The organism is Nocardia sp. NPDC046473, assembly GCF_040645995.1.
Taxonomy (GTDB): Bacteria; Actinomycetota; Actinomycetes; order Mycobacteriales; family Mycobacteriaceae; genus Nocardia.
This window is the reverse complement of the sequence record NZ_JBEYZJ010000012.1, coordinates 54,718-79,798: the sequence shown is the minus strand read 5'-3', so window position 1 is coordinate 79,798 and position 25,081 is coordinate 54,718. Positions and strand designations below refer to the sequence as shown.

The 25,081-nt window shown below is 67.1% G+C and carries 27 protein-coding genes; 9 read left to right on the top strand and 18 right to left on the bottom strand.

Going from position 1 to position 25,081, the window contains the following annotated elements:
• Positions 1-67: 67 nt before the first annotated feature.
• Positions 68-262, top strand: coding sequence for a heavy metal-associated domain-containing protein (locus ABZ942_RS37490; protein WP_357390705.1), 195 nt, complete (start codon positions 68-70; stop codon positions 260-262).
• A 37-nt stretch (positions 263-299) separates the two neighbouring features.
• Here the strand turns inward: ABZ942_RS37490 and ABZ942_RS37485 are convergent, their stop codons facing one another.
• Complete coding sequence (locus tag ABZ942_RS37485; RefSeq protein WP_357390703.1) at positions 300-1,871, bottom strand: Na+/H+ antiporter; 1,572 nt, start codon at positions 1,869-1,871, stop codon at positions 300-302.
• Between the two features lie 149 nt (positions 1,872-2,020).
• Here ABZ942_RS37485 and ABZ942_RS37480 point away from each other — a divergent pair, with 149 nt between their 5' ends.
• A complete protein-coding gene (locus tag ABZ942_RS37480; protein ID WP_357390701.1) occupies positions 2,021-3,193 on the top strand; it encodes a cytochrome P450 in 1,173 nt (390 codons plus the stop codon).
• A gap of 11 nt (positions 3,194-3,204) precedes the next feature.
• Here ABZ942_RS37480 and ABZ942_RS37475 read toward each other — a convergent pair whose 3' ends face one another.
• Complete coding sequence (locus ABZ942_RS37475; RefSeq protein WP_357390699.1) at positions 3,205-4,200, bottom strand: DUF418 domain-containing protein; 996 nt, start codon at positions 4,198-4,200, stop codon at positions 3,205-3,207.
• Between the two features lie 121 nt (positions 4,201-4,321).
• On the opposite strand from ABZ942_RS37475, the gene ABZ942_RS37470 reads away from it, so the two are divergent.
• Both ABZ942_RS37470 and ABZ942_RS37465 read left to right on the top strand, forming a co-directional pair.
• Entirely contained in the window at positions 4,322-4,762 is a 441-nt protein-coding gene (locus ABZ942_RS37470; protein ID WP_357390697.1) for a MarR family transcriptional regulator, read from the top strand.
• Positions 4,763-4,795: 33 nt separating this feature from the next.
• Positions 4,796-5,176 carry a DUF5313 family protein gene (locus ABZ942_RS37465; protein ID WP_357390695.1) on the top strand — a complete coding sequence of 127 codons (381 nt, stop codon included), beginning with the start codon at positions 4,796-4,798 and terminating at the stop codon, positions 5,174-5,176.
• A gap of 254 nt (positions 5,177-5,430) precedes the next feature.
• Here ABZ942_RS37465 and ABZ942_RS37460 read toward each other — a convergent pair whose 3' ends face one another.
• The 13 genes from ABZ942_RS37460 to ABZ942_RS37400 form a co-directional block, all read right to left on the bottom strand.
• Positions 5,431-6,315, bottom strand: a complete 885-nt coding sequence (locus ABZ942_RS37460) for an aminoglycoside phosphotransferase family protein (protein WP_357390693.1) — start codon at positions 6,313-6,315, stop codon at positions 5,431-5,433.
• A gap of 143 nt (positions 6,316-6,458) precedes the next feature.
• Positions 6,459-7,238: a hypothetical protein gene (locus ABZ942_RS37455; protein WP_357390691.1), complete on the bottom strand. Its 780-nt coding sequence runs from the start codon at positions 7,236-7,238 to the stop codon at positions 6,459-6,461.
• 195 nt (positions 7,239-7,433) lie between these two features.
• Complete coding sequence (locus ABZ942_RS37450) at positions 7,434-8,033, bottom strand: hypothetical protein (RefSeq protein ID WP_357390690.1); 600 nt, start codon at positions 8,031-8,033, stop codon at positions 7,434-7,436.
• Between the two features lie 14 nt (positions 8,034-8,047).
• Positions 8,048-9,004, bottom strand: coding sequence for an MlaD family protein (locus ABZ942_RS37445; protein WP_357390688.1), 957 nt, complete (start codon positions 9,002-9,004; stop codon positions 8,048-8,050).
• Positions 9,001-10,128: an MlaD family protein gene (locus ABZ942_RS37440; protein WP_357390686.1), complete on the bottom strand. Its 1,128-nt coding sequence runs from the start codon at positions 10,126-10,128 to the stop codon at positions 9,001-9,003. Before ABZ942_RS37440 ends, ABZ942_RS37445 begins: the two co-directional genes overlap by 4 nt.
• The gene (locus ABZ942_RS37435; protein WP_357390684.1) at positions 10,125-11,210 is read right to left on the bottom strand and encodes an MlaD family protein; all 1,086 of its coding nucleotides are present in this window, start codon (positions 11,208-11,210) and stop codon (positions 10,125-10,127) included. Before ABZ942_RS37435 ends, ABZ942_RS37440 begins: the two co-directional genes overlap by 4 nt.
• Positions 11,210-12,244 (bottom strand): MlaD family protein, encoded by a 1,035-nt coding sequence (locus ABZ942_RS37430; RefSeq protein ID WP_357390682.1) that lies wholly within the window; start codon positions 12,242-12,244, stop codon positions 11,210-11,212. The genes ABZ942_RS37435 and ABZ942_RS37430 overlap by 1 nt, the downstream gene beginning before the upstream one ends.
• Entirely contained in the window at positions 12,232-13,233 is a 1,002-nt protein-coding gene (locus tag ABZ942_RS37425) for an MlaD family protein (protein WP_357390681.1), read from the bottom strand. Before ABZ942_RS37425 ends, ABZ942_RS37430 begins: the two co-directional genes overlap by 13 nt.
• Entirely contained in the window at positions 13,230-14,297 is a 1,068-nt protein-coding gene (locus ABZ942_RS37420; RefSeq protein WP_357390679.1) for an MlaD family protein, read from the bottom strand. The genes ABZ942_RS37425 and ABZ942_RS37420 overlap by 4 nt, the downstream gene beginning before the upstream one ends.
• On the bottom strand, positions 14,261-15,115 hold the full coding sequence (locus ABZ942_RS37415; protein ID WP_357390677.1) for an ABC transporter permease: 855 nt from the start codon (positions 15,113-15,115) through the stop codon (positions 14,261-14,263). The genes ABZ942_RS37420 and ABZ942_RS37415 overlap by 37 nt, the downstream gene beginning before the upstream one ends.
• Before the next feature lies 1 nt (position 15,116).
• A complete protein-coding gene (locus ABZ942_RS37410) occupies positions 15,117-15,962 on the bottom strand; it encodes an ABC transporter permease (RefSeq protein WP_357390675.1) in 846 nt (281 codons plus the stop codon).
• Between the two features lie 439 nt (positions 15,963-16,401).
• Positions 16,402-17,493 carry an ionic transporter y4hA gene (locus ABZ942_RS37405; RefSeq protein ID WP_357390673.1) on the bottom strand — a complete coding sequence of 364 codons (1,092 nt, stop codon included), beginning with the start codon at positions 17,491-17,493 and terminating at the stop codon, positions 16,402-16,404.
• A gap of 76 nt (positions 17,494-17,569) precedes the next feature.
• Complete coding sequence (locus ABZ942_RS37400) at positions 17,570-17,974, bottom strand: PPOX class F420-dependent oxidoreductase (RefSeq protein ID WP_357390671.1); 405 nt, start codon at positions 17,972-17,974, stop codon at positions 17,570-17,572.
• A 168-nt stretch (positions 17,975-18,142) separates the two neighbouring features.
• Between ABZ942_RS37400 and ABZ942_RS37395 the strand changes: the two genes are divergently transcribed.
• A complete protein-coding gene (locus ABZ942_RS37395) occupies positions 18,143-19,198 on the top strand; it encodes a DUF4189 domain-containing protein (RefSeq protein WP_357390669.1) in 1,056 nt (351 codons plus the stop codon).
• Positions 19,199-19,205: 7 nt separating this feature from the next.
• Here ABZ942_RS37395 and ABZ942_RS37390 read toward each other — a convergent pair whose 3' ends face one another.
• Positions 19,206-19,601 (bottom strand): nitroreductase/quinone reductase family protein, encoded by a 396-nt coding sequence (locus tag ABZ942_RS37390; protein WP_357390667.1) that lies wholly within the window; start codon positions 19,599-19,601, stop codon positions 19,206-19,208.
• A 215-nt stretch (positions 19,602-19,816) separates the two neighbouring features.
• On the opposite strand from ABZ942_RS37390, the gene ABZ942_RS37385 reads away from it, so the two are divergent.
• Positions 19,817-20,977 carry a VCBS repeat-containing protein gene (locus ABZ942_RS37385; protein ID WP_357390665.1) on the top strand — a complete coding sequence of 387 codons (1,161 nt, stop codon included), beginning with the start codon at positions 19,817-19,819 and terminating at the stop codon, positions 20,975-20,977.
• Positions 20,978-20,983: 6 nt separating this feature from the next.
• Here ABZ942_RS37385 and ABZ942_RS37380 read toward each other — a convergent pair whose 3' ends face one another.
• Positions 20,984-21,787, bottom strand: a complete 804-nt coding sequence (locus ABZ942_RS37380) for a transglutaminase family protein (protein WP_357390663.1) — start codon at positions 21,785-21,787, stop codon at positions 20,984-20,986.
• Between the two features lie 141 nt (positions 21,788-21,928).
• Here ABZ942_RS37380 and ABZ942_RS37375 point away from each other — a divergent pair, with 141 nt between their 5' ends.
• Entirely contained in the window at positions 21,929-22,594 is a 666-nt protein-coding gene (locus tag ABZ942_RS37375; protein ID WP_357390661.1) for a PhoU domain-containing protein, read from the top strand.
• A 3-nt stretch (positions 22,595-22,597) separates the two neighbouring features.
• Here the strand turns inward: ABZ942_RS37375 and ABZ942_RS37370 are convergent, their stop codons facing one another.
• Positions 22,598-23,509 (bottom strand): LysR family transcriptional regulator, encoded by a 912-nt coding sequence (locus ABZ942_RS37370; RefSeq protein WP_357390659.1) that lies wholly within the window; start codon positions 23,507-23,509, stop codon positions 22,598-22,600.
• Positions 23,510-23,579: 70 nt separating this feature from the next.
• On the opposite strand from ABZ942_RS37370, the gene ABZ942_RS37365 reads away from it, so the two are divergent.
• Entirely contained in the window at positions 23,580-24,725 is a 1,146-nt protein-coding gene (locus ABZ942_RS37365) for a TDT family transporter (protein ID WP_357390657.1), read from the top strand.
• Positions 24,726-24,779: 54 nt separating this feature from the next.
• A complete protein-coding gene (locus tag ABZ942_RS37360) occupies positions 24,780-24,974 on the top strand; it encodes a hypothetical protein (RefSeq protein WP_357390655.1) in 195 nt (64 codons plus the stop codon).
• The last annotated feature ends 107 nt before the right edge of the window (positions 24,975-25,081 follow it).

Genomic DNA, 25,081 nt, shown 5'->3' with positions numbered 1-25,081 from the left:
AACGTAGGGAATCGAACTCGACTGTTCGCCGGCGTTTACCGCCGTCGAATCGGTCTATTCGATGGTCATGAGTTCGTACACTTTCTCCTTGCCCAACGTCACCCACGAGTCCGCCTCCGCCATCGAGTCCACGTTGCGCGGCGTCAACGGCGTCGATTACGTCGACATCAACGTGCCGTCCGAGTCCGCCACGGTCAACTCCGACCTCACCTATAACGAGGTGCTCGAGGCGATCCGCAATACCGGCGTGGCCGCCAGCTGATCTTGTTGTCCGCCTGGCCAACTCGCTGACGGCGGATTCAGCGCCTACCCAGATCGAGACGCCTGGTTACCCGGTCCACGAGATCCGGTGGCATGCCGGGTTCGCGGCGGGCGTTGAGGGCTTCGCGGCGACCCGCTTCGACAACGTCCTCGCGGATGCCGCGTAACCTCTTGGCCAGCTTCACGTTTCGTGCGACTTCCGACTTGGCATCGGCGTCGGCGGCCTGCGGGTCGGCGCGCGTCATGCGTTGGCGGAAGCCGTCGCGGAGTCGCTCGTAGACGTCCTCGGGTAGATCTTGTTCGGCGGCAATCTCTTTCAGCCGGGCCATCTCCGCCTTGATCACCCGCTCCCACAGCTGGCGTTCGAGTTCGCGCTCCTTCTGCGTGTCCGCGTGCACACCGGTCAGTCGAACGACGAGCGGCAGCGTCGGTCCCTGCAGCAGCAGGGTGAACAGGACGACGACGAACGCCGTGAACAGTATTTCGGTGCGACCGGGGAAGTCCTTGCCGTCGTCGGTGACGAACGGAATAGCCAGCGCCAGCGCGACAGTCGCGACGCCGCGCATCCCGGCCCACCAGGTGACGACCGTCTCCCGCCAGGTGTAGGGCTCATCCGCGTTGGGCCACCAGGCTCGGCCGATCGCCCAGGTGGTGAGGAGCCAGACCAGGCGGAGGGCGACCACGACGGCGACCACCGCGGCCGCACCGCCGAGCAGTTTCGGCCAATCATGGCCCGTCGCATCGAGTACCGCGCCGAGCTCCAGGCCGATGAGGCCGAACGCGAAGCCGCTCAACAACATTTCGATGATGTCCCAGAACGAGGCACCGACCAGCCGGTAGTCCGAGTCGGCGAACTCGGTGACGGCGTCGGTCAGATACAACGCGCAGACCAGCACGGCGAGCACACCGGATCCGTGCCACGCCTCGGCGAGGCCATAGGCGGCGAATGGCAGCAGCAGGCTCAGCGCCACCTGCCAGGTCGCCTCCGCGAGATAGTTGGTCAACCGGCTGCCCGCCCAGCCGAGCACCAGCCCGACGGCGATCGCGACCACCGCCGAGATGACGAATTCCGCGGCGGCGTGCGGCGCGGAGAACTTGCCGGTGACCACGGCTTGGACCGCAACGCCATAGATGACGATGGCGGTGACGTCGTTGAACAGCCCCTCCCCGCCCAGCACCACCACCAGGCGGCGCGGCAAGCCGAGACTGCCCGCCAATGCGGTCGCCGCGACCGGATCGGGTGGTGCGACCAACGCACCCAACGCGACGGCGGCCGCGATCGGCAACGCCGGGTACCAGGCATGGAACACGGCGGCCACCGCGGCGGCCGTCGCAATCACCAGGCCGAAGGCACGCAAGGCGATCAAGCCCCAGTTCTCCGCGAACTGCCGCCACGAGGTCCGCCGCGACGCCGCGTACAACAGCGGCGGCAACACCAACGGCAGAATCAAATCCGGCGGGATGTCGATCCGCGGAGCGAACGGAACCAGCGCCACCACACACCCGAACACCGTCATCAGCACCGCCGACGCCACCCCGAGCCGCTTACCCAGCGGCTCGGCGAAGATCGCGGCAAACAAGATGACGAACATCAGCACCAACTGGTCCATGACCGTCCAGTCTGCGATGCCGGTCCGGAGTTGCCCGCCCGGCGCGCCGTACCGAGGCCGCCGCGATTGCCAGTCGATAGCGAACTACCTGTCGGCGGCCGGTATCGGACCATCGAGAAGTCTTGGCGCGCATGCGAGATGATGATCGGGTGACGGACGTATTCGCTGCCGGATTCGCGGCAGATCCGTGGCCGACGCTCGAGCGGCTGCGAGCCGACGGTGGGGTGCACCGGATTCGGACGCCGGATGGGCCGCCCGCGTGGCTGGTGACCAGGTATCGCGATGTACGCGCGGGGCTGCTGGACGACCGGCTGCCGGTCGACATTCGCCGGGCAGTCGGCGAGGACTATCGCGGTTTCGCACTTCCGAAACCATTGGACACGCTCGTCCTGGCCGAGCCTGCCGACCATGCGCGCATGCGCCGGATCGTGACGGGCGAACTCTCGCCGCGACGGCTGACAGAGTGGACACAGCTAGCTCCCGGATTGATCGATTCCTTTCTGCAAGAACTGGATTCGGGCACCGAAGTCGACCTCGTCGAGCAACTGGCCGTCCCGCTCCCCGCCGCCGTACTCGGCGAACTCCTCGGCTTGGCCGAGGCCGAACGCGAAAGCTTGCTCGGCTGGGCCAATTCGACGCTGCTCGCCTCGGCCACTCCCCCGCGCGCCAGAGACACCCTGACCACCATGCTCGAGATCATCACCGCGACAACGGAACAGGCGCGGGCAACGCGTGCCGACACGCTGCTCGGCAGACTCGTCGCCACGCACGACGATACCGGCGCACCGTCCGCCGACGAGCTCGCCGGTCTGCTGTTCTATCTACTCTTCGTCTGGTACGAGGTCCTCGTAGACCTGGTCGCCGGATCGGTGCTGACCCTGCTCGACCGCCCAGACCAGCTGCGGATCCTGCGCACCTCGACGGAAAAGCATTCCGCGGTAGACGAATTGCTGCGCTACCTGTCGCCCCAGGTCCTGGCCGGCCCACGCTTCGCCACCACCGACCTGACCATCGGCGGCCAAAACATCCGCACCGGCCAAACAGTCCTCCTGTGCCTCGCCTCGGCCAACCACGACCCCGAAATCTTCGACCGCCCAGACGAATTGGACCTCACCCGCGCCCCGCACGCGCAACTCGGCCTGGGCTACGGCCTCCACGCCTGCCTAGGCAACGCCTTGGTCCACACCCTCACCGCCACAGCCCTCGACCGCATCTTCACCCGCTGGCCAAGCACCGCACTAACCGTCGACGAACGAGACATCGACTGGCGCTCGGGCTTCCGACATCGAGGACCGCTCACACTGCCGGTGAAGCTCGGCTGACCCGTGGTAGGTCAGCGGTATCGGACGGGTTCTGGTGTGCGGCGGGCGGGGACTAGTTCCCACCAGGTGATGCAGCGCCAGAGCCATTCGAGCGGGCCGTAGTAGAAGAGTTTCAGCCATGCCCAGCTGGTGATTGCCTGGATGGTGATGATGGCGGCGGCCAGGCACAGGAGGATGCCGTATTTGTCAGAGCCGGATAGGTGTAGGTGGGGTTCGGCCAGGAGGATCAGGGCGGTTGCGGAGATGTAGTTGGTGAGGGCCATTCGGCCCATTGGTTCGAGTACCTCGGAGAGGACTGCGCCGGTTTCAGTGCGGAGGATGAGTAGTAGGCCGGTCAGGTAGGTGAGGGCGCCTAGTAGGCCTGCTATCGGGGGTGCAGTGCTGACCAGGAGGTCCAGGTAGGGGGTGCGGTATTCCCACATCGCTGTCAGTACTGCGGCGGGAAGGGCTAGGGCGAAGACTGCGGTGAGTTGCCAGGTGCGTTCGTCGAGGGTGTCGGCGAGGCCGTAGCGGTCGGCGGCCAGGCCGAGGAGGAAAAGGCCTGGTACGAGAGCGAGGCCGCCGCCGAGGGTTAGGGCGACGCCGATGGTGGCGGCGAGGCCGGCGACCAGGATTGCCAAGCGCGGCAGGCTCGTTGCGGGGAGCAGGATCACCAAGCCGACCAGTGCGTAGGGCAGTAGTGCTTCGCCGGGTTGGAATTGGTGGTGGACGAGGCCGAGAACGCCGAGGGCGACCAGGCGGCGGATCAGGATGAGGCGGGGGCGATCGGTGCGTTGCGCCGCGCGGTTGAGGAACAGCGCGAAGCTCAGGCCGAACAGGAACGAGAAGATCGGGAAGAAACGGCCCTCGAACAGGACCGAGAGCAAGTGTCGCAGTGGGACCATCTCGCCGGGTGCGCGCACCTCGGCCATGTCGGTGAGCTGCCAGATGTTGACCACCAGAATTCCGCACAGGGCGAATCCGCGCACGGCGTCGAGCTCGTGGATGCGGCCGGTGTCGTGGTGCATGGGTCTCAAACTAATAATCACCGGCGCCGGAACCACGCTTCTTCGGCGTGATGTCGCGCATATACTTCATGCGCTAACTGTTTGTGCGTTAATCTTGATGGCAGTTCGACAGGAGGCCCAGATGGACGATCCGCTGCAGCTCGACCGGCAGGTGTGCTTCGCGTTGGCCGTGGCCAATCGCGCGGTACTCGGCGTCTACCGGCCGCTGCTGGAGCCGCTCGGGCTCACCCACCCGCAGTATCTGGTGATGCTCGCGCTGTGGGGCGAGGCGCCGATGTCGGTGAAGGCGATCGCCGAGGCGATCCAGCTGGACTCGCCGACGCTGTCGCCGCTGCTCAAGCGGTTGGAGAGCGCCGGGCTGATCACTCGCGAGCGGGACAGCCGCGACGAACGGAACCTGGTGGTGAACCTGACCCAGGCCGGTGTCGCGATGCGCAAGCAGGCAGAGCGGATCCCGCCCGCGGTGGTCGAGCGACTCGGCGTCACCCTCGCCGATCTCGAGGAACTGCGCGAGGTGCTCACTCGCGTCAACGAGGCCGCGCGCAGGTCCCTGTCGGTCTAGCCCAATTCGCAACACCCGTTAGGAGATTGGCGCATGACCCGAAAAACGCGGCGGCCCAACCCGATCCAGTGGATCGGCTACGCATTCGGGCGCCGCCTGCCCGATTCGATGAGCGACTGGGTGCGCAACGACCTCGCAGGCAAGCACGCGACCAGCCGGCACATCGTGCGCGGCATGATCCCGTTCACCCCGCTGTTCGTCGTCTTCCTGCTCTTCCCCGGCGAACTGTGGTTACGCGGTTCGATGGTGCTGCTCGCCATGCTCCTCGCACTGTTCTACACGGCGGCCTTCATGCCGATGAACCGCGCCCACCGCCTGGCCGAGCACGGACTCCCCACCGATCTGGAGAGCCCCGAACGCACGCGGCGGCGCGCGCTCGAACGCGCGAGATACGCCGCCCAGCACCCGCACTGACCGCCGCGCACGGGTTATTCCGCAGCGCACCGAATTGCCAGCAATTCAGTGCGCGAGTTGATGATTCGTGCGCGGCGTCAGGTGGCGAGTCAAGGTGCGCCCTCAGCGGAATCGCCAGCGCCGACCCCGCCGCAGGGCAGTGGATCGTCCGGGTGGTGCTGTCACTGTTGTTTTGGCCCGCATCCGATCCCGCCACGGAGCGTGCGCGGGTCGAACGGTTCGTCGTGCCCAATTTCGCCGCATAGCAAGCAGACTCAGCGCAATGCCCACGGCGCGATGTCCTGCACCGCGAAGTAGCCGTCGTCGTCGAGATCGTCGTCGTCCACGAAGTCCAGCCAATTGCGCAGCGCGCGAACGAGTGTCCACGCTCTGGCGCGATCGGCGTCGAGGCCGGCGCCGTCGACGATCGCAGCGAACCGATCGTCGATCGACGACTCGGTTCGGCGATTCCAGATCAGTGACAGGGTGGTGAATTCGGGATCGCCGATGAGCGGTTGCGGATCGATCACCAACCAGGGCTCGCGGGTCCCGCCGAGCACGTTCTCGTAGTGCAGATCCTCGTTGGCCAGCAGTCGGGCTGCGCTGGGGCCCAACTGATTACACGCATCGACCGCCGCGTCCAGCAGCTTGCGCGGGAACGGCTCACCGAGGCGCGCCCAGTCCTCGGGAAGTTCGGCGGCGTATCGCTCGGCCTCGTGCCGCAGGTCGCGACTGAGACCGGACGCGGCGGGAATCGCGAGGCGGCGCAGCAGGCCGGTGGCGATCCGCACGGCCTCGTCGATCGGTTCGGTCAGCAGCGACCGGGTCGGATCGAGGCGCTCGAGCAGCAGGACGCCGCGTTCGGGCTCGCTGTCCAGCAATCGCACCGCGCCCACGCCGTCCCAGGCGGCGAGCGCGCGCGGCTCGTCGCGGGTCTCCGGCGTCATGAGGCTCAGTTTCAGCACGACCGCACTGCCGTCCGCCCTGGTGGCAGGCAGCACCAACCCGGCATAGCCATGCATAGCGGGACCATCGAGGCTCAGGTGCCACCGCCGCAGGTACTCCTCGGCCAGCCCGGGCAGCCGGTCCAGGAAGTCCCGCGCCTCCTGCCCCTCATTCCTGGCAAGGCGCTCAGCGAAAAACTCAGGAACAATGTTCACCCATCGAGCCTCTCAGCCGTGTCCAGCCAATTTCACCTCATCGACGGTGCGTCCCCCTGGTCGGCTGGTCGGGTGGCGAACAACGCGGGCACGACAGTCACGACAACGAGCATCTCAGCTGTGTCGATCGATTTTCGATCGTCCTAATTGGGGCCGGGAACGCCGGGCAACGGTGCCGGCGCGGCAGGCGGCGGGACCTGGTTCGCAGGCGGCGCTCCCGGATTTGCCGGCGGCGGTGCCGGATTCACGGGCGGCGGTCCGGGGTTCGCAGGCGGCGGCCCCTGATTCGCGGGCGGCCCGGGATTCGTCGGCGGCTCCGGATAGACAGGCAGCGGAGCGGGCAACGGACCCGCACCCTGGTCTTGCGCGATACAGACCCATTGACCATCCGAGGTCAACGACCACTGCGCGACGATCCCGTCGTGCGAGCAATCATCACCGACCGCGTGCTCGTCGCGCCCCTGCCCCTGCGGCAGGCAGACCGAGCGACCGTCGGGTCCCCGCCCCCACTGGGCCACGATCCCGTCGTGTGAGCAGTCGTCACCGATCCGGTGCACGTCCCCGACCTGTGCCTGCGGGACACAGGCCCACTGACCGCGGCGCAGATCCCACTGCGCGGCGATGCCGCCCGCCGAGCAGTTGTCACCGATCTTGCGCACGGGTTGCGGCACCGGAGCAACCGGCGTCGCCGGTCCCGGACTCACCCGGTTCGGCAGCTGGACGGGCGCAGGGTCGCGGTTGGTCGACAGGCTCGCGGAGGGCGTCGAGGACAACGCCTTGTCGTCCTTCGAGTCTTCACCCGACCGCAACAGCAGCCCGACCGCGACCACCAGCACCAGCCCCGAGGCGAGTACCGCCGCGATGACCAGGCCGCGATTGTCGGGGCTGTCCTCGGGTTCGTGACTGCCGCCGGGTGTCACCATCGAAACCGCCTTCACTGTCGGACAGGGAAATGTCGGTACGAATGTTGATCTTCACGGCACGCTACCCGAAGGTTGCTGTATCGATGCTCGAATTATGGGAATTTCATTTATGCAGGTAGAGGCCATTTACGAGAATTAGCTACCGGTAAAACTCGTTTGCTGGCTACCTCCGTCGTCCGGATTTGCCGATGCGGGTCACTGCTTGGGCAGCGCGCCCGCCACCCCGCCGACGTCGGCGACTTTCCAGCCGTTGTTCGGATCCACATTCACCGTGTAGGTGACGGTGGTCTGCGCACCCTCGGGCGTCTGGGCGCTGGTCGAGGTGACGTTGAGGAAGACGTTCACCTTGTAGATCCCGTTGTCGGTGTTCATCACCTTGGCGGTGATCGGAGTCGAGGTCGAGGTCCATTTCAGCGGGACCAGGATGTCCTGCAGCTTGGGCGCGGTGGCGTCGAACTTGCCCGCCAGCTGCGGGGTGGTGTTGGTCTTGAGCTTGGCGACCCAGGCGTTGACGTCCTGGAAGTTGATGTTGGAGGCGCCGACCGCGTAGTCGGTGGCGACCTGCTCGGCGTGCTTGTCGGCGGCGGCCGCGGCGTCGCGATCGCTGACGTCACCGCGCGCCGATACCCACAGCGCGGCGAACACCGCGGTCGCGGCGCCCAGCGCCACCAGCGCGGCACCGACCGCGACGGTCGAGACGCGGATCGACACGGTCCGCGCGGCCTTGGCGGGCGGGGCCGCGGTGGGGTCCTCGTCGGCTGTCGGCTTCGGTTCGGTCACAACGTCGTTCGACATCGCGGCCTCCTTTCCTACTTGATAGCGACCCGCACCTTGACGGCGCCGTCGGCGTCGACGTCGGCGAGGGCCTGGGCGATCAGGGCTGAGATATCGATCCGCGGCGCGGCCGAGACGGTCGCGTCGACCAGGGGCCGCAGGATCGGCGCCAGCGAACTCAGCTCCGGTTGGAGCTCGCGCAACGCGGCGATGGTCTTCTCGGTGAACGGAGCGACCCCGTTGCCGGTGGTGTACTGATCGATCGGCTCGCCGTCGACCATCGTGCCCACATGGGTGACCAAATTGCTCAGGGCCTCAGCGAATTTGGTCCACTCGGGCGCCGCGGCGCTGAACGACGGGCCGACCCAGTCCATATTGGTTGCCGTGTTCTGCAGGCTGTTGAGCAGCGAGACGATCTGTGGGTTGCGGCTCATGATGGCCGCGGCGAGCAGGTCGCCCGAGCGCGCCAGGTTGGGGATCGCGGCGTCGGTGCCGACCAGGGACTGCTCGGCCGTGCTCACCAGCGAGCCGACCACCTTCGGATCGAGCTGGTTCAATGTCGCGGTGGCCAGCCTGGCGACCTCCGGAATCGACAGCGGCGTACGCACATTCGCGGTCTTCAGCTGCTGACCGTCCCGAATGTACGGTCCGCCATCGGAATTCGGCCGGAACTCGACATACGGCTCGCCGAGCGCCGACAGATGTTCGATGGTGACCACGCTGTCGGTGGGCACCCGGCGGTCGGCGACCAGCTTCATGCCGACCTCGACTCCGCCGACGCTGTTGGTCACCGAGTTGACCCGGCCCACCTCGATGCCGGTGAGCAGCACCGGCGAACCGACGGCCAGCCCACCGGAGTTGGCGAGCACCATGCTGGCGTGGGTGTAGTCGGCCAGCGGATCGACCCGTACCACCCCGAAGGTCAGATAACCCGCGCCGAGCACGATGATGGCGGCGATGCCGCCCAGCGAGGCGAGGTGCCCGAGCTTCATCGGACGACTCCGATCATGCGTAGCGTCTGGATGATTCGATCGGTCTGGTCCTGCACGGGCACCGCGGCCGCGCCGTCGGTCTTGACCCCGACGACGTTCACCTTCGGGCCGCGCTCGGCGAACGGAATGATCTTGTCGCGGATCAGCGAAACCAAAGTCTGCAGATTCGACGGCTGGCTCAGATCCAGCGGCCGGGCCGAGGCCAGCAAGGGCAGGAAGGCCTGCACCGTACCGTCGGCGCTCTTCAGCAACGGGCCGAGCCAGCTGAGCTCGGTGCCGATCGGACCGAGCTGGTTGAAGATCTTGGTCACCCCGATCATGGACGGCGCGATGCCGTTCATCTGATCCACCGACTCCTGGGTCAGCAACTGAGCCAGCTGCGGCCGAATCTCGTGCAGGACATTGGAATTGTTGTCGATGCCGTCGAGCAGCGAATCGAGCTTGTCCAGGTGATTGCCCAGATCGACGGCGTCGTCGGACATGGTCTTGCCGATCTGCGCGGTCCGGCCGACATCTTTGGGCAGTACGTCGTTGAGCTGCTCGATGGTGTCCTGCACCTGCTGCACCGCGCCGCCCTGGGTGAAGGTGGCCAGCGCGGCCATCGTATCTTCCAGCTGCACTGGTGGTTTCGTCTGCGACAGCGGGATGGTGCCGTTCTCCGGCAGCAGCTTGTCGAAGCCGTTCGGCGGCGTGAGCAGCGCGAGATGAATATCGCCGAGCACGGTGTTCTGCCGCAGTTCGGCGCGGGTGGCCGCCGGGAGCCGGACCGATTTCGAGATGCGGGCGTCGACAACCACATAGCCGCCACGACCACCGGCCTTGGCCGAATCCACCACCGACACATCGGAAACCGTGCCGACCTGCGCGCCATTGGCCATGATCTTGGCGCGGGCGGGCAGATTCAGCACGTTCTCGAACTGGATCCGAATGTTGTAGGTGGCACCGGAGACCTCGGCGCCGGGCACGGGAACCGACGAGGGATCGAAGGCACAGCCCGCGGCGGGCAGCACGGCCGCCATGACCACTGCCAGACCGGCAACGAAACGCGCACCGCCCTTGGGGCTTTCGTAGCTGCGCTGAAATACGATGTGCAACCGACCCGTTTCGTCTCGATGGAACTTCATCGCACACCTGCCGATCCGAACACCAGGGCCGCCATATCGACCTTCACCAGACCGCCATCAGCGGTGCAGTGCCCCGGCGCAATGGCATTCGCCGCCGCGCAGACAAGGTCGGCATTCGGCTGTGGAATCGCGACCTTCGGTGGGGCGTAAGCGATTCCGGAGTTGCCGACCGAGCGGAACGCGTCGGTCAGCACCGGCATCATCGACACGACCTGGGCCAGCGAGCCGACCCTGGCGCGCAGGAACTTCACCAGCGGCACGGTGAAATCGAGGGCCTTGCCGAGCGGGCCGCCGAAGGCCGTGGTGAGGTCGTTGAGCACCGGAAGTAGCTGCGCGAGACCATCGATCACATCCGCACCCGGCAGCAGCAGGTCTTCGCGTGCCGTGACGAGCACCGGCGCCAACCGGGTGAACATGGATTCGATGTCGCCCCAATGCTCTTCGACCTTCTTACCGACCGAGGAGAAGGCGTCGAAGACACCGACCAGGTGCGCGATGTCGGCGTCGGGCGAGGCCATGGCGCCGCTCAGCTGGTTGATGATCGCGTTGATCTGCGGGCCGGTGCCCGCGGTGGCGGCGTTCAACTGGGACAAGCCGTTGGCCAGTGCGTTGGGCGTCTTGGAGTCCGGGCCGGAGATCTCCGCCGACAGCTGCGCGACGGCGTTCAATGTCTCGGTGACGCTCTTGGGCGTCATCGTCTTGGTGATGCATTGCGACGAGTTCCAGCGCGCGGTGTTCTTGCCACTCGACACCACGGCCAACTGCCGTGCCGCAACGATGCTGTCGGCCAGCGTGGTGGCGCCCGCGTCGGCGTACACCGGCTTGTCGGCCTCGACGGCGAACTCCACTTTCACCGATTTGCCCTGCGCAGCAATGGAAGTCACCTTGCCCACCGGAATGCCGCGCATGGTCACCTGATTACCGACGTACAGGCCGACGGTGTCCGGCATGATCGCGCAGTAACTCTCGGTTTTCTTCAGCGGATCGAAGGCGATGAAATAACCGACCACGACCAGCACCACCGCGACGGCGGCGCCCGAGACCGACATGAACGCCCGTGAGCCGAGGACCTTGTGCAACATCAGCAATCCCTCCCCGGTAGCGGCACGCACACCCGCGCGATCGCGTCGGGCGGCGCGGTGATGGTCTGACCGGACTGATCGACCGTCACGCCACCGTCCGGTATGACCATCGCCGACACCTTCTGCTGGATGTCCTGCACGGAGCCGATCACCGGATCCAGCCGATTCAGCAGCTCCTCCATCCGCGGCAGCGCGTCGAAGAGCGGCTGCAGCTTCGGCTTGGCCTGCGCGTAGGTCGGCGCGATCGCCGCGGCCTTGCTGATGACCTGCTTCAACAGCCGAATGCCCTCGGCCAGCTCGGCGCGCTTGCTGAGCACCAGGTCCTCCAGCAGGTTGGTGGCCTGCACCAGCTTGCCGAGCGAGCCCTTGGCGCCGTCGTACATCGTGGTGTACTCGTCGGCGTTGGCGATCGCCTTGGAGATCATCACGTGCTGACGATTGAGGTCGTCGACGAAGCTGTTGAGGCTGTCGAGGGTGGTGCGCAACGTGTCGGGCGCCTGCGCCACGGAGGTGCCGAGCGCGGCGAGGTTGCGCCGCAAGGTATCTCCGTCGATCTTGCGCAGCGGCTCGGCCGCGTCCTGGAAGGTCTGCACCAGGCTGTACGGCAGCCGGACCCGGTCGGTCGGAATGTGCTTGCTGCCCAACGGATTCGTCCCCGACGGGAACAGCGCGACATAGTTGCCGCCGACGATGGTGAGCATGCGCACGTCGAGGGTGGACTGGTCGCCGACGAACACGTTGGAGTCGACAGTGAAGCGCATGAGCACCCGATCCGGTTTCAGCTCCAGCGATTTCACCGTGCCGACGCTGATCCCCGCGACGCGGATATCGTCACCGGACTTCACCGACTGCGCCTCGGACAGCTCGGCCGTGTAGGTCTTCTTGCCGAACGGGACGACGAACAGCACGCCTACCCCGATGGCCAGAATCGCCACCAGCGCAACGCCGATCAGCCCCAGCCGGATCTCGCGCCGCTTCTTTTCCGACTCACCGACTACCCGGCGATCGCCGAAGATCTTGCTCAACCAGCGCATACCGCCACCTGCTGTCCTGCGATCAGCACGCCGAATACCTGCGGCACATCGGCTTGTCCCTTGGTGCACTGCGGCTTCCAGCCGGTCGCGCCCGACTTAGGGATGGCCGCGTCGAACCCGGCCAGCAGCCCTGGCAGCTTGTCGAATACCTCGAGGGCCTGCGCGGGATCGGGAAAGATCTTGTGGATCAACGCGTCCACGTCGTCCGGGCTTTGCAGGCCGAGCGCGTCGAACAGGTTGTTCAGCGGCCCGAGCACCGAGGGCGCGGCCGCCGCGAACTGGGCCAGCCCGGTCATATTGGATTGCAGGCCGGAAATGACATCGGCCAAACGGGCCAGGATCGGCACCATGTAGTGGATCTTGCCGCCTGCCGTCTCGTGCAGATCGGACAGATTCTGCAGCACCTTGTCGATCACCGTCTGGCGGTCCTTGACGTGCGCGGCGAGCTTGTCGATGGCCGCCAGCGCGGGCCCGATCCCGTTGCCGTCGCCCTCGATCAGCGCGACCATGCTCGCGCTGAACTGGTTGATCTCTTCGGGCGAGATGGTCGCCAGCACCGGCTTCAGGCCGTTGAACATGCTGGTCACGTCGAACGAGGGCACCGTGTGGTCGGCGCCGACGGTCGCGCCGCCGGGGATGCGCTTGCCCGGCTGCGGCTGTTGCTGCAGGTCGACATAGCGCTGTCCGGTCAGGTTCTGATAGCGGATGGCCAGTTTCGAATTGTCGTAGATCGGCGCATCGGTCTTCAGCGACAACTGGACTCGCGCCTGCGTGCCGTCGAGGGAGAGTCCGTCGACCTTGCCGACCTGCACGCCGTACATGCGCACGTCGTCGCCGACCTTGAGGCCGTTGGCATCGGTGAACAGCGCGGCGTGCTGTTCGGTCGGGCCGGCGACCGGCCGCTTGATCGCCGTGCAGACAATGAACAGCACCCCGATCATCACCGCCGCGAACAGGGCGAGCCGCCATGCGGCGGAACGTACGTTCATCGAGCACCACCCAACAGCGGTGCCAGTACGGGCACCCCGCTCACATCGATCTCGGCGTTCAACACCGGACCGTTCGCAGTGTCCGGCATCGACGCGCGCAGGCGGCGCAGCAGTTCGGTGAGGTCGGCGCCCGACTGACGCGGCTGCGGCACCATCTGTGCGAGCAACTGCAGTACCGGGGCGAGCATGTCGGTGACGCCGGACAGATCGCCGCCGAGCGCGCCGCCGAGGTTCGCGATGCCGGGCAGCAGCCGGTCGGTGTGCATCCGCACGCCCGCGTCGAACGCGTCCCGATTGCCTTGCAGCCGTGGAATATTGCGCAGGATGTACACCATCAGCTCGTTGGCGCCCGCGAAATCACCGGCGCCGTAGAACGCGGGTCCGAGCCGGCCCGCCAGCTCCGAGGGCGGCATCCGCTGGTTGTCGGTCACGATCTGGGCCACCTGGATGATCGACTGGGCGAGCGGGGTGAACGCCTTCATGTTGTGCGAGACCTGGCTGATCACCGTGGCCATCTGCGGGGTGAGCACCGAGTCGCCGGTCTGCGACAGGCTGCGCAGCATGCTGCCCATGGTGGCGTCGAACACCGCGTCGGTGTGGCTGCCGGTCAGGTCGATCACGCTGTCGTCGCGCAGCGCGGACCCGCCGGAGCCGCGGCGCAGGCCGATCTCGCTGATGCCGAAGAGGTTGGCCGGCGCGTAGTCGACCCGCATGCTGTCGTCGAGGCCGTGCAGTTGAGCAGGGTTCAGCCGCAGGGTGATTCGCTGCGTGCCCTGCTCGTCCGGTGCGATCGCGGCGACCGTGCCCACCTGCACGCCGTCCATCCGCACCGGCGTGCCGGCCAGCACGCCGTCGCCGATCTGCTCGGTGTGCAGGGTGATCTGTAAACCGTTGTCGGAGCGCAACTCCCGATACAGCACGGTGACCGCCAAGACAGCGATGATCACGCCGACCGCGATCACGCCGACCAGCCGGGTCTGGTGCTTGTCGATGGCCACTCCGGGCATTCCGTACTTCGGCATCGCCGTTACCCCGTAAAGCTGATCGTCGCGTTGAAGCCCCACAGCACGATGGTGAGGACCATGTCGATGGCCACGATCGCCACCGATGAGGCGCGCACCGCGCGGCCGGAGGCAATGCCGACGCCCTCCGGTCCGCCGGTGGCGAAGAAGCCGTAGTAGCTGTGGATGAGGATGACGACGGTGGCGAAGATGGCCACCTTGATCACTGCGGCGACCACGTCGAACCCGGACACGAATTGGAAGAAGTAATGGTCGTACACGCCACCGGATTGACCGTGCACCAGCGTGATCAGCCCACGGCAGGACAGGTACGCCAGGATCAGCCCGATCAGGAAGGTCGGCACGATCGAGATCGCGCCGGCGATCACCCGGGTGGTCACCACGAACGGCACCGAGCGCAGGCCCATCGCCTCGAGCGCGTCGATCTCCTCGGAGATGCGCATGGAGCCGATCTCGGCGGTGATCCGGCAGCCGGCCTGCGCGGCGAAGCCGATGGCCGCGGCGATGGGCGCGAGCTCGCGCGTAGTGGCGTAGGCGGAGACGATGCCGGTGACCGGGCCCATGCCGAGCATGTTCAGCATGGTGAACGATTCGACGGCGACCGACGCGCCCATCACCAGGCCGAGCACGATCATCATCGGCACCGTGCCGCCGCCGACGATGACCGAGCCGCGGCCCCAGGTCATATCGGAGATGATGCGCAGCATCTCGTCGCGATAGTGCTGGAGCGTCGAGGGGATCGACGAAAGTACCTGCCAGACAAAGGCGAGCACGAAACCGAGCGACTCGAACCGCCGCAAGACCAGGCTGCGGCGACGGTAGATCCAGCCCAATCCTTTGGGCACATAGGTCGATGCCATGTCAGACCAGCCTGGTCGGCAGGAACATCTCGACCACCTGGGTGACGCCGAGGTTGACGATGGCGATCGACACGACCGAGAGCACCACGGCGGCGTTCACCGCGTCGGCGACCCCGCGCGGTCCGCCCTTGGCCTCCAGCCCGCGCTGGCAGGCGATGACCACCACCAGGAAGCCGAACAGTGCGGCCTTGAGCAGCGACACCCACACGTCGGCGACGGTGGTGAAGGAGCCGAAGGTGGCCCAGTAGCTGCCGGGCGTGACGTTCTGGCCGCCGACCGCGACCGCGTAACCCGCGACGATGCCGACGAAGATGATGAGGATGTTCAGCAGCGGCGCCACCACGATCATCGCGACCAGTCGCGGAATCACCAGGCGCGGAATCGGACTGATGCCCATGGTGTTGAGCGCGTCGATCTCCTCGCGGATGGTGCGCGCGCCGAGATCGGCGGCGATGGCGGCGGCGCCCGCGCCGCCGAGCAGGAATCCGGTGGCCAGCGGGGCGCCCTGTTTGATCACGCCGAGGCCGCCGGTCGCGCCGAGCAGCGAGTCGGCGCCGAGTGTGTGGATGAGGTTGCCGACCTGAATCGAGACGATGACGCCGAACGGGATCGCGATGAGGATCGCGGGGATCGCCGTGACGGTCACCAGGCGCCAGGCCTGGGTGGTCGCCTCGCGCCACTGGAACTGGCCGCGGGCGATCCCGGTGACCGTGCCGGTCACCGATTCACGCGCGATGTCGACGGCACGACCGAACGTCCGCAACGACGAGACGACCGTGTCGGAGAAGTTCCTGCGGACGATACGAACGGCAGCGGCGCTCGAGCGAGCCCGGGTCACAGGCGCCACGCGTGGCCCCGGCCGAGCCGGTGTGTCTCAGGTTTCACAATTGCTCTCTCCATGATGGGCGTCACTGCCACCAAGAAGCTATCGGTGACAATCGGTAACAGTAAAGCTGATCACGGTGTGATCATCACCTCCCCTGCGATCGCTACCGACTAGCCATAACCGCTGGTAGAAGCATCCAGATGGAAGCAGTTCGGTGTTTTGCAACAAGTTATCAGCGCATTTTGCTAAGCAATATGATGCGCATCACGTAATCCGGTTAACTCTGAGCAAGATCTCGGTGCGATTACGGCGCGGATCGCGTCGGCAAAAAGGACAAGGTAGACGCAATATCGCAACGAGCCGGTGCACAACAGGACAACAGTCAGCACACCGAATACGAGTGACCCCGGTCACTCGATGGCGAATTCGGTTTCTTATCCGTGAGCTGAGTCACGCTCCGCTATGGACTGGCCGCGAGGAACACAAATGCGGAGAACAGTGCCAAATGCACTCCACCCTGTAAAAGAGTCGCCCGGCCGGGCACAACCGTCAGCACGCCGACCACGATCGTGAGTGCGAGCAACACCATTTGGGTGGCGCCGAGCCCGAGTTCCAGCGGACCGTCCAGCCAAATGGTGGCGACGGCGATCGCCGGGATGGTCAGGCCGATGCTCGCCATGGCCGAGCCGAGCGCGAGATTGAGGCTGATCTGCACCTGATCGCGACGCGCGGCACGTACCGCGGCGAGGGTCTCCGGCAGCAGCACGAGCAACGCGATCACCACGCCGACCGCCGACGGCGGCAGTCCCGCATCGGCGACGGCCGACTCGATGGACGGCGAGACCACCTTGGCCAGCCCGACCACGCAGACCAGCGCGACGAACAGCATCGCGAGGCTGAGCAGCGCCGCTTTCGCGGTGGGCGACGTACTGTGCTCGTCGTCGTCGGCGACCACGCCGTCGCCCTCGACGGGCAGGAAGTCGTCCGGATGACGCACCGTCTGGACCATCACGAACAGCCCGTACAGCGCGAGCGAGGCGACCGCGGCGAAGGCCAGCTGCCCGGCGGAGAACTCCGGGCCCGACTGGCTGGTGGTGAAGGTCGGCAGCACCAGGCTGAGCGTGGCCAGCGTGGCGACCGTGGCCAGCGCCGCGCCGGTGCCCTCCGCGTTGAACACCGCCACCCGCCTGCGCAGCGCGCCGACCAGCAGGGAGAGGCCGAAGATGCCGTTGCAGGTGATCATCACCGCGGCGAAGACGGTGTCGCGGGCCAGCGACGCCGCCTTGTCGCCGCCGGAGATCATCAGCGTGACGATCAGCGCCACCTCGATGACGGTCACCGCGACCGCGAGCACCAGCGACCCGAACGGCTCGCCGACCCGGTGCGCGACCACCTCCGCGTGATAGACCGCCGCGAGCACCGCGCCGATCAAGGCCGCGGCCACCACGACGACCGCCACCCCGGACAGACTTCGCCCCCAGGTGGCGGCCAGCGCGAGGGCGGCGAGGATAGGAACGAACACGGTCCAGCGGTCGGTCAACACACGGATCATGAGATCCATCGTTGCAGCTAACCCTCCGCATACTGGTCAGAGCGGTGCCGCAGGGCGATTTGCCCGGTTTCGCGGGTCAGTCGCGGTGCAGCGCGTAACCGGTGAGGCCGGTGGGCCGGATCGCGATCGCCACCCGGTCCTTCGCGTCCGGCGGCACCTTCGGGCCGTTGCCGTAGCGCTCGGACAGGCTGGAGTAGAGCTCGCCCTCCTGATCGTCGTCGATGTGGTCGACCACACCGCGGACCTCGAGGTAGCGGTAGGGATTGTCCGGGTCGTAGATCGAGATCGAGACGCGCGGCTCGTGCGCGAGATTCTTGAACTTCTGCCGGAAGTTGGTGTGGGTGAACCAGATGAACTCGCCGTCCCACACGAACCACATCGGGTTCACCTGCGGCGCCCCGTCCGGCCTGGTCGTGCCGAGGCTCGCATAGATGGGTCGCACCAGCAGGTCCCGCACCTTCTCGGGAATCTCGATCGTCATATATACCCTCCAGTCGATATGTGCGCTGTCCGCAGGAACGAAACTACGCGTCGCCCGGCGACTTCCGATGTACCAGCGCCGTCGGCCCCCATTGACAGGGGCAGATAACCGGCTACCGAGCCGATACCCTGGTTCGGCCTTGATCGAGACGAACAACAGCGGGGGCGCATGTCATACCCACCCGGCCAGTACCCCGGGCAGCCTTACGACCCGAACGCGCACGACGCACGGAATGCGCAGCAGGCACCCGGCCGGCAACGCTCGGATCCCACGATGCTCAACCCGATGGGCCAGGCCGGGTATCAACCGCCCCCGGACCCGACCCAGCTGAACCCGTTGAGTCAGCCCGATCCGGCCTACCGACCGGTGCCACCGTCGGATCCGACCGTATTCAATCCGCTGAGTCAGCCGGATCCGGCGTATCAACCGGTGCCGCCGTCGGATCCGACCATGTTCAATCCGCTGAGCCACCCGGATCCGGCGTATCAGCAGGGGCAGCCCAACGATCCGTACGCGCAGCAGCAGGCTCCGCAGTATCCGTCGGTCCCGCAATATCAGCAGGCCCCGATGTATCAGCAAGCGCCGCAGCAGTTTCCGCCGCACCAGGGCGGTTTCCCGCCGGGGCCGCCCGGCCAGGGATTTCCACCGCCGCACGGACCCAACGGATCCGGCTCGGGTGGCGGCGGCGGAAAGGTGCTCGCCGTCATCGGTTCGATCCTGCTCACCGTGGTCGTGATCGCGGCGATCATCGGGCTGAAGGTGTGGAAGAACACGGTCAAGCACAACCGGATCGACGCAGGCGAGACCACCACCAGCTTCACCTTCTCCCCCAGCACATCCGACGCGCCGACCACCCGGCCGAGCGCCAAGCTCCCCCCGCCGACCACCGCACCGCCGACCACGGCGCCGACGACGAAAGCCGCCGCGTCCGTGTGGATCGCGGCCGCCTACAACGACAAGACCAACGAAGTGCATTGGGCCACAAGCTCGCTCAGCCAGGATGCCGCCGTCGGCAAGGCGCAGTCCGCCTGCGGCGCCTCCTGTCAGGAACCCATCTGGTCGAAGGACGCCTGCGTCGCGTTCGCCTTCGGCCGGGGCGGCGGCTGGGCCTCCGCCTGGGGTACCACCATCAACGAAGCACAGGACAAGGCGGTGGCCAGGGCGCAGGGCGAGTGGAATGTCCCCGGCCCCTTCGAATTCTGGTCCAAGTGCGCCAAGGACTGACGCGTCGTCAGCTGTCCAGGTCGATCCGGACGGTCAGCAGGTCGGTGCCGACCAGCTGAACCACCGCGCTGTTGCCGCGCGGCAGGGCACGCAGCCGGGCGCGCGCGTCGTCCTCGGGCAACAGCTGCGCGGTGCCGGTGTACCAGTGACCGTGCAGGCGCACACGAACGCGATTGTTCGCCTTGATGTTTCGGATGTACTGGGAGCGCTCACCGAACTCGGAGACCAGCCAGAACGCGTTGTCGACCTTGCGACCGCCGATCGGGGTGATGCGCGGTTGCCCGCTCACCCGGCCGACGGTTTCCAGCAGTTGCTGGGCGGGCAGCTTGCGCTGCAACGGATTCACGACGCGACGCTGCAACGTCGTCACCACTCGATGTTGGAGGTCGCGCTTGCTCGGCATGCCGCGACCGTAGCACCGGGGCGCACTATGGGCACACTGCCACGCGGCGTGCCCGAATGTGCGACACAGTGACGAAAGCGCCTTTGGCGCAATGCCACAGCGGATTACCGGCCCGGTGGGCAATCCGACGAATTGGCGGGATTATCGCCGCCTCGATGTGATGTAGGTCATAAAGTCCGTGCTCTGTAATAACTCTCCGCACACCAGGACAATTCATGGACACTTCATCCTCGCATTCGCGCGGCCTAGTTCTCGCCGCGGCCACCGCGGCACTGTCCCTGATCGGCACCGGCCTGATCGCTCCCGCCCCCGCGCACGCCGCGGGGGCGGTCAATTTCGCGCCGAAGGTGGATTCGCCGTCGGGCGGCCAGTTTCCGTCCTGGGGGCCGGGGCCGTCCCCGATCGGCACCGTCACCGCCGACTTCGACGGCGACGGTAAGGCCGATGTCGTGGCGGCCGATTTCCAAGGGGCGGGACCGATTCTGATGACCGGCAAGGGCGATGGCCGATTCAACACCGGCACCAGGGTGGGCGATGTGGGCATCGGCTTCGGCGCGATCGGCGTCGGCGACCTGAACGGCGACGGCAAGCCCGATGTCGTCGCGCAGGCGTGGACGACGATCGCGACGTTCGTGAACAACGGCGACGGCACCTTCCGCCCGGCCACGAAGTACACGACTCTCGAAGGCGCGCAACAGGAAGTGATCGTCGCCGACGCCAACGGCGACGGCAAGGCCGACGTGCTCAGCCTGGCGCCCGCCGGCGTGCAGACCTGGCTCGGCAAGGGTGACGGCACCCTGGAGGCCGGGCCGACCAGCCTGATCCCCGGTGTCGCCGCCGCGTTCACCGTCGGAAAGTTCAACTCGGACAACAAGATCGACATAGCGGTGAACAACGACGCACTGCAGCAGGTGCACGTGTTCACCGGCAACGGGGACGGCAGCTTCACCCGGCGCGGCGCGAGCACGTCCGGACTGATCACCGAGGACGTGCGCGCGGGCGACTTCGACGGCGACGGCATCGACGATGTGATCACCGCCGACTCGTTCTCCTTCAGCACCACGCTGCTGCTGTCCGATGGGAACGGCGGCTTCAAGAAGACCGACCGGGTGAACGTGTCCGGCCTCGGCCCGACCAGCATCGCGGTGGCCGACTTCAACAAGGACGGCAAGCTGGACGCCGCGATGTCGGCGGTGCTGAACTCCAAGATCGTGATCTTCACCGGCAACGGCGCAACCGTCGGCAAGACCGGCGATTTCGGCGTCACCTCGCAGCCGCAGACGCCCGCCATCGCCGACTTCGACGGTGACGGCAAGCTCGACGTGGTGGTGGCGGGCAGCGCGAATGCGGTGTCGTTCTTGAAGAACATCTCCTGACGGTGGTCAGCGGATCGACGTCGGGGTGACGTTGTCGTCGAACGGCAGGTAGCCCTCGACCAGGGCGGTGACCTGCAGACTGTTCACGATGATCTCGCCGCCGTGGTTGTCCAGGAACGCGACGTCCGAGGCGTCGCGGCCGGTGGCGATCCGGACCAGCGTCGAACGCGGCGCCAGTCCGGTGGCGTCGAGGGCCCGCCAGGCGCCGTCGACGTGGGCCTCGGCGACCGCGTGGAAGTCCATCGGCGAACAGCCCGGCGCGTACACCGACACCACCCGCGCGGGCACCTTCACCGCGCGCAGCAGGGCCACGACCAGATGTGCGAAGTCGCGGCACACCCCGGCGCCGGACAGCAGCGTCTCCACCGCACCGTCGATGGGGTCGCTGCTGCCCGCGACGTAGCGGATCCGGCGTCCGACCCACTGCGACACCTCGACCGCAAGCTGGGCATCCGTTGTGCCGGAACCGAATTCGGTGGCCGCGAAGCCGAGCAGCTTGTCCGACTCGGCGAAGCGGCTGGGCCGCAGATACAGCGCACGGTCGTAGTCGGAGCTCGGCTCCGGTAACGCGGTGCCGAGCACGGTCGCGGTGTAGTGCGCGCGCAAAGTGCCCGGGCCGACGGAGAATTTGTGGATACGGGTGCCGTGCGGGCCGAGGATCTCCCATGGCGCGATGGCCCAGCCGTCGAGCTCGAACACCAGCGATTCGTTCAGGTCCAGATTTGTCTGCCGCGCGACCGCGATCTGGAATTCGAGCGTGGTCGGCGCGGTGATCGCCACCTCCAGATGGGCTGAGACATCGCGCTTCACACCACAATCCTGTCAGCCGCGGTCAAGTGCCCTTCCTATTTTCGACCACATAGTGCCGCGTTGGCATCATCTGCACTGTCAATTCAGGTCCAAGCGGGGATTAATGTGCCCGGCCGCGCGGATATGGGCGAGAATTTGCGCGTGCGCACCCAGTTCACTCGCGAGCTCGTCGCGTTGACCAATGATTTGACGCTGATGTGCCGGCTCACCCACGACGCGGCCGAGCGGGTGACCGACGCACTCGTCGGCGCCGATCTCACCGCCACCTATGAGGTGTTCGCCCTCGACGAGCAACTACAGCAGATGTACGGCGCATGCGAGGCACGCACGGTGGTGCTGCTCGCGTTGCAGGCGCCGGTCGCCCGCGATCTACGGCACGTGGTGACCGCCGTCCAGATCGCGACCGAGTTGTCGCGAATCGGCGGGCTGGTCAGTCAGGTCGCCGATCAGGTGTATCAAAGCCATCCGGGACATGTTGCGCCGCAAGCGATTCTCCAGATTCTCGCCGATATGGGCAGGCTCGCCGCAACCAGGACCGCGCTCAGCGGCGAGGCCGTTGCCACCGGCCATCAGGAGCCGCCCGCCGAACACGATCCCGGCCTGCACGCGATGGAACTCCTGCACAAGCAACTGCATTCGGCCCTCGCCGCCCCCGCGTCGCCGCAGCCGACCGCCGCCGCCATCACGATCGCACTGCTCGCCAACCACCTGGAACGCTGCGTCGACCACACCGCGCGCATCGATCGCCTGATCCGCTTCCTGGACACCGGCGTTCCGCCCACCGCGCAGCCCGCCGACAGTGCGTGAGTCCTATCGGTCGGTGGCGCGGGCGATCGCGTAGAGGTCGCGAGCGGGGCCGGTCAGTCGCTGGCCCGTCGGCCACACGGCGCGCAGGGTGCGGTTCATTTCGAGGTCGGTGAGCTTCGGGGATACCAGGGTGCCCGCGGCGATTTCGGCCGCTACCGCAAGGGAACTCAGTACCGCAGGACCGGCGTCGGATGCGGCGGCCGTCTTGATGGCGGTGGTGGAGGACAGCTCGAGTGCCACCTCCGGCTTCCAGCCGGGCAGCTGGCGAGACACCGCGTGCTCGAACCAGTTTCGGGTGCCAGAGCCGGTTTCCCGTTGAATCAGCGCGGTTTCGGCGAGCTCGGCCAGGGTGACCGCGCCGCGGCGCGCCCAGCGGTGCGTCGGCGCCACGACGACAACGAGGCGGTCGTGCGCGACGACGTGCGACTCGAGACCGGGGAAGTTCTGCGGGCTCTCGATGAAACCGATATCCGCCTTGTTGTCGAGGACCTCCTTGGCGACCTCGACGGAGTTGCCGGATTCCAGGGCGATGGCGGTGCCCGGCGCGGTGGCCCGCAGCTTCATCAGCCAGGCCGGGAAGAGGTATTCGGCGATCGTCTGGCTGGCCGCGACGCGCAGATGTGAGGCGCGCTCGGCGCGCAAGGTGTCGATTCCGGCGTCGAGCTGTTCGGCCGCGCGGACCACGCCGCGGGCCCACTCCGCGATCAGCGAACCGGCGGGCGTCGGCCGGGAGCCCAGGGTGGTGCGCTCCAGCACCGGCATGCCGACCAGCTTCTCCAGATAGCGCATGCGCGAGGACGCGGAGGGCTGGCTGATGCCGTGTGCCGCCGCCGCGCGACCGAGGCTGCCCAGCTCGATCACCGAAAGCAGCAGGTCGAGCGCGGCCAGATCCGGGACACGGGGCGACAGGGGCATAGAACGAGTCTATGCATACATAGGCACACGGCGGCTACCTGACGCCGCCGCCTCCGGCGACGCTGGAGCCATGACCGCCACCGTGTCCTCCCGCCCCGCAGGGCAGCGGCGTCTGGTCGGCGACGTGCGTGCCGACCGCCGCCGACTCGCCTCGCTGCGCCAACTCGGCCCGAACTGGTTCGCCGCGGTGATGGGCACCGGCATCGTCGCCACCGCGGCGGCCACCCTGCCGCTGCAGTTCCCCGGGCTGCGCGGCGCCGCGACCGTCGTGTGGGCGCTGGCCGCCGTGTCGCTGGTGACATTGACCGTCGCGTGGATCGCGCACTGGGCGCGTTTCCCCGATACCGCCCGCGACCACCGCAATCACCCGGTGATGTCGCAGTTCTTCGGCGCACCGCCGATGGCCTTGCTGACCGTCGGCGGCGGCACCCTGCTGCTCGGCTCCGACGTGATCGGCCTGCCCGCGGCGGTGGCGATCGACTGGGTGCTGTGGACCGTCGGCACCCTGCTCGGCCTGCTCACCGCCTTCGCCATCCCCTACCGGATGTTCACCAGGCACCGCGTCGCCGCCGACGCCGCGTTCGGTGGCTGGCTGATGCCCGTTGTGCCGCCGATGGTTTCGGCCGCGATGGGCGCGCTGCTGGTCCCGCACGCCCCGGCGGGCCAGCTGCGCTTGACCATGATCCTGCTCTGCGTCGCCATGTTCGGCCTGAGCCTGCTCGCCGCCTTGGTCACCATCACCATGATCTGGTCGCGCCTGGTGCATCACGGCACGCCCCAGGCGGGCATGGTGCCCACCCTGTGGATCGTGCTCGGCCCGCTCGGCCAATCCGTCACCGCCGCAGGCCTACTCGCGAACGCCGCACCCGCCGCCCTGCCCGACCTCTACGCCAAGGGCTTCCTGGTCTTCTCGGTCATCTTCGGTATCGCCGCCTGGGGCTTCGCCATGCTGTGGCTGGCTCTGGCGCTCGCCATCACCGTAAAGACCTTCCGCGCAGGCGAATTGACCTTCACCCTGACCTGGTGGGGCTTCACCTTCCCGCTCGGCACCTGCGTCACCGGCAGCACCGTCCTCTACACCCACACCGGTGCAAATCTTTTCGCCGTCACCGCGATCGCCCTGTACGTACTGTTGGTCGCCGCCTGGTCGGTGGTCGCGACCCGAACCGCCCGCGGCGTACTGAGCGGCAGCCTGCTGCGACCCGCAACGAGCTAGCCTCCCTGCTCTCAGTCCAGCAGCGGGAAACGTCCGGAGTGCGGCAGACCCGCGATGACTTTCGATAGGTGGCCGGGTGACGTCGAGGATCCCGGCGGCGTCGGCGGAGGTGAGTTCGAAGACGTCGCCGAGGACGAAGGCGCCTCGCTCGTCGCGGGCCAGGCACTGCGGCGTCGCCTGACTGCAGTTGAGCCGGACCTCCGCAGTGAGCAGGGTCGCTTCGGGGCCGCGATAGTCCGGCCCGGATGACGCGCGGCCCAGTCCAGGCCGAGCGCGCCGGCCCCAGTCGTGGCCGACGATGACCACCTGGTCCAGTTCCAGCGCGGCGAACCAGGCGTCCAGGTGGCGGGCGTGAT

Excerpts from the sequence above, each read along its gene's own strand:
- ABZ942_RS37490 (WP_357390705.1), top strand. The coding sequence starts at position 68 with ATGAGTTCGTACACTTTCTCCTTGCCCAACGTCACCCACGAGTCCGCC.
- ABZ942_RS37485 (WP_357390703.1), bottom strand. The coding sequence starts at position 1,871 with ATGGACCAGTTGGTGCTGATGTTCGTCATCTTGTTTGCCGCGATCTTC.
- ABZ942_RS37475 (WP_357390699.1), bottom strand. The coding sequence starts at position 4,200 with ATGCACCACGACACCGGCCGCATCCACGAGCTCGACGCCGTGCGCGGA.
- ABZ942_RS37470 (WP_357390697.1), top strand. The coding sequence starts at position 4,322 with ATGGACGATCCGCTGCAGCTCGACCGGCAGGTGTGCTTCGCGTTGGCC.
- ABZ942_RS37465 (WP_357390695.1), top strand. The coding sequence starts at position 4,796 with ATGACCCGAAAAACGCGGCGGCCCAACCCGATCCAGTGGATCGGCTAC.
- ABZ942_RS37455 (WP_357390691.1), bottom strand. The coding sequence starts at position 7,238 with ATGGTGACACCCGGCGGCAGTCACGAACCCGAGGACAGCCCCGACAAT.
- ABZ942_RS37450 (WP_357390690.1), bottom strand. The coding sequence starts at position 8,033 with ATGTCGAACGACGTTGTGACCGAACCGAAGCCGACAGCCGACGAGGAC.
- ABZ942_RS37445 (WP_357390688.1), bottom strand. The coding sequence starts at position 9,004 with ATGAAGCTCGGGCACCTCGCCTCGCTGGGCGGCATCGCCGCCATCATC.
- ABZ942_RS37440 (WP_357390686.1), bottom strand. The coding sequence starts at position 10,128 with ATGAAGTTCCATCGAGACGAAACGGGTCGGTTGCACATCGTATTTCAG.
- ABZ942_RS37435 (WP_357390684.1), bottom strand. The coding sequence starts at position 11,210 with ATGTTGCACAAGGTCCTCGGCTCACGGGCGTTCATGTCGGTCTCGGGC.
- ABZ942_RS37430 (WP_357390682.1), bottom strand. The coding sequence starts at position 12,244 with ATGCGCTGGTTGAGCAAGATCTTCGGCGATCGCCGGGTAGTCGGTGAG.
- ABZ942_RS37425 (WP_357390681.1), bottom strand. The coding sequence starts at position 13,233 with ATGAACGTACGTTCCGCCGCATGGCGGCTCGCCCTGTTCGCGGCGGTG.
- ABZ942_RS37415 (WP_357390677.1), bottom strand. The coding sequence starts at position 15,115 with ATGGCATCGACCTATGTGCCCAAAGGATTGGGCTGGATCTACCGTCGC.
- ABZ942_RS37405 (WP_357390673.1), bottom strand. The coding sequence starts at position 17,493 with ATGATCCGTGTGTTGACCGACCGCTGGACCGTGTTCGTTCCTATCCTC.
- ABZ942_RS37400 (WP_357390671.1), bottom strand. The coding sequence starts at position 17,974 with ATGACGATCGAGATTCCCGAGAAGGTGCGGGACCTGCTGGTGCGACCC.
- ABZ942_RS37395 (WP_357390669.1), top strand. The coding sequence starts at position 18,143 with ATGTCATACCCACCCGGCCAGTACCCCGGGCAGCCTTACGACCCGAAC.
- ABZ942_RS37390 (WP_357390667.1), bottom strand. The coding sequence starts at position 19,601 with ATGCCGAGCAAGCGCGACCTCCAACATCGAGTGGTGACGACGTTGCAG.
- ABZ942_RS37385 (WP_357390665.1), top strand. The coding sequence starts at position 19,817 with ATGGACACTTCATCCTCGCATTCGCGCGGCCTAGTTCTCGCCGCGGCC.
- ABZ942_RS37370 (WP_357390659.1), bottom strand. The coding sequence starts at position 23,509 with ATGCCCCTGTCGCCCCGTGTCCCGGATCTGGCCGCGCTCGACCTGCTG.
- ABZ942_RS37365 (WP_357390657.1), top strand. The coding sequence starts at position 23,580 with ATGACCGCCACCGTGTCCTCCCGCCCCGCAGGGCAGCGGCGTCTGGTC.
- ABZ942_RS37360 (WP_357390655.1), top strand. The coding sequence starts at position 24,780 with ATGACTTTCGATAGGTGGCCGGGTGACGTCGAGGATCCCGGCGGCGTC.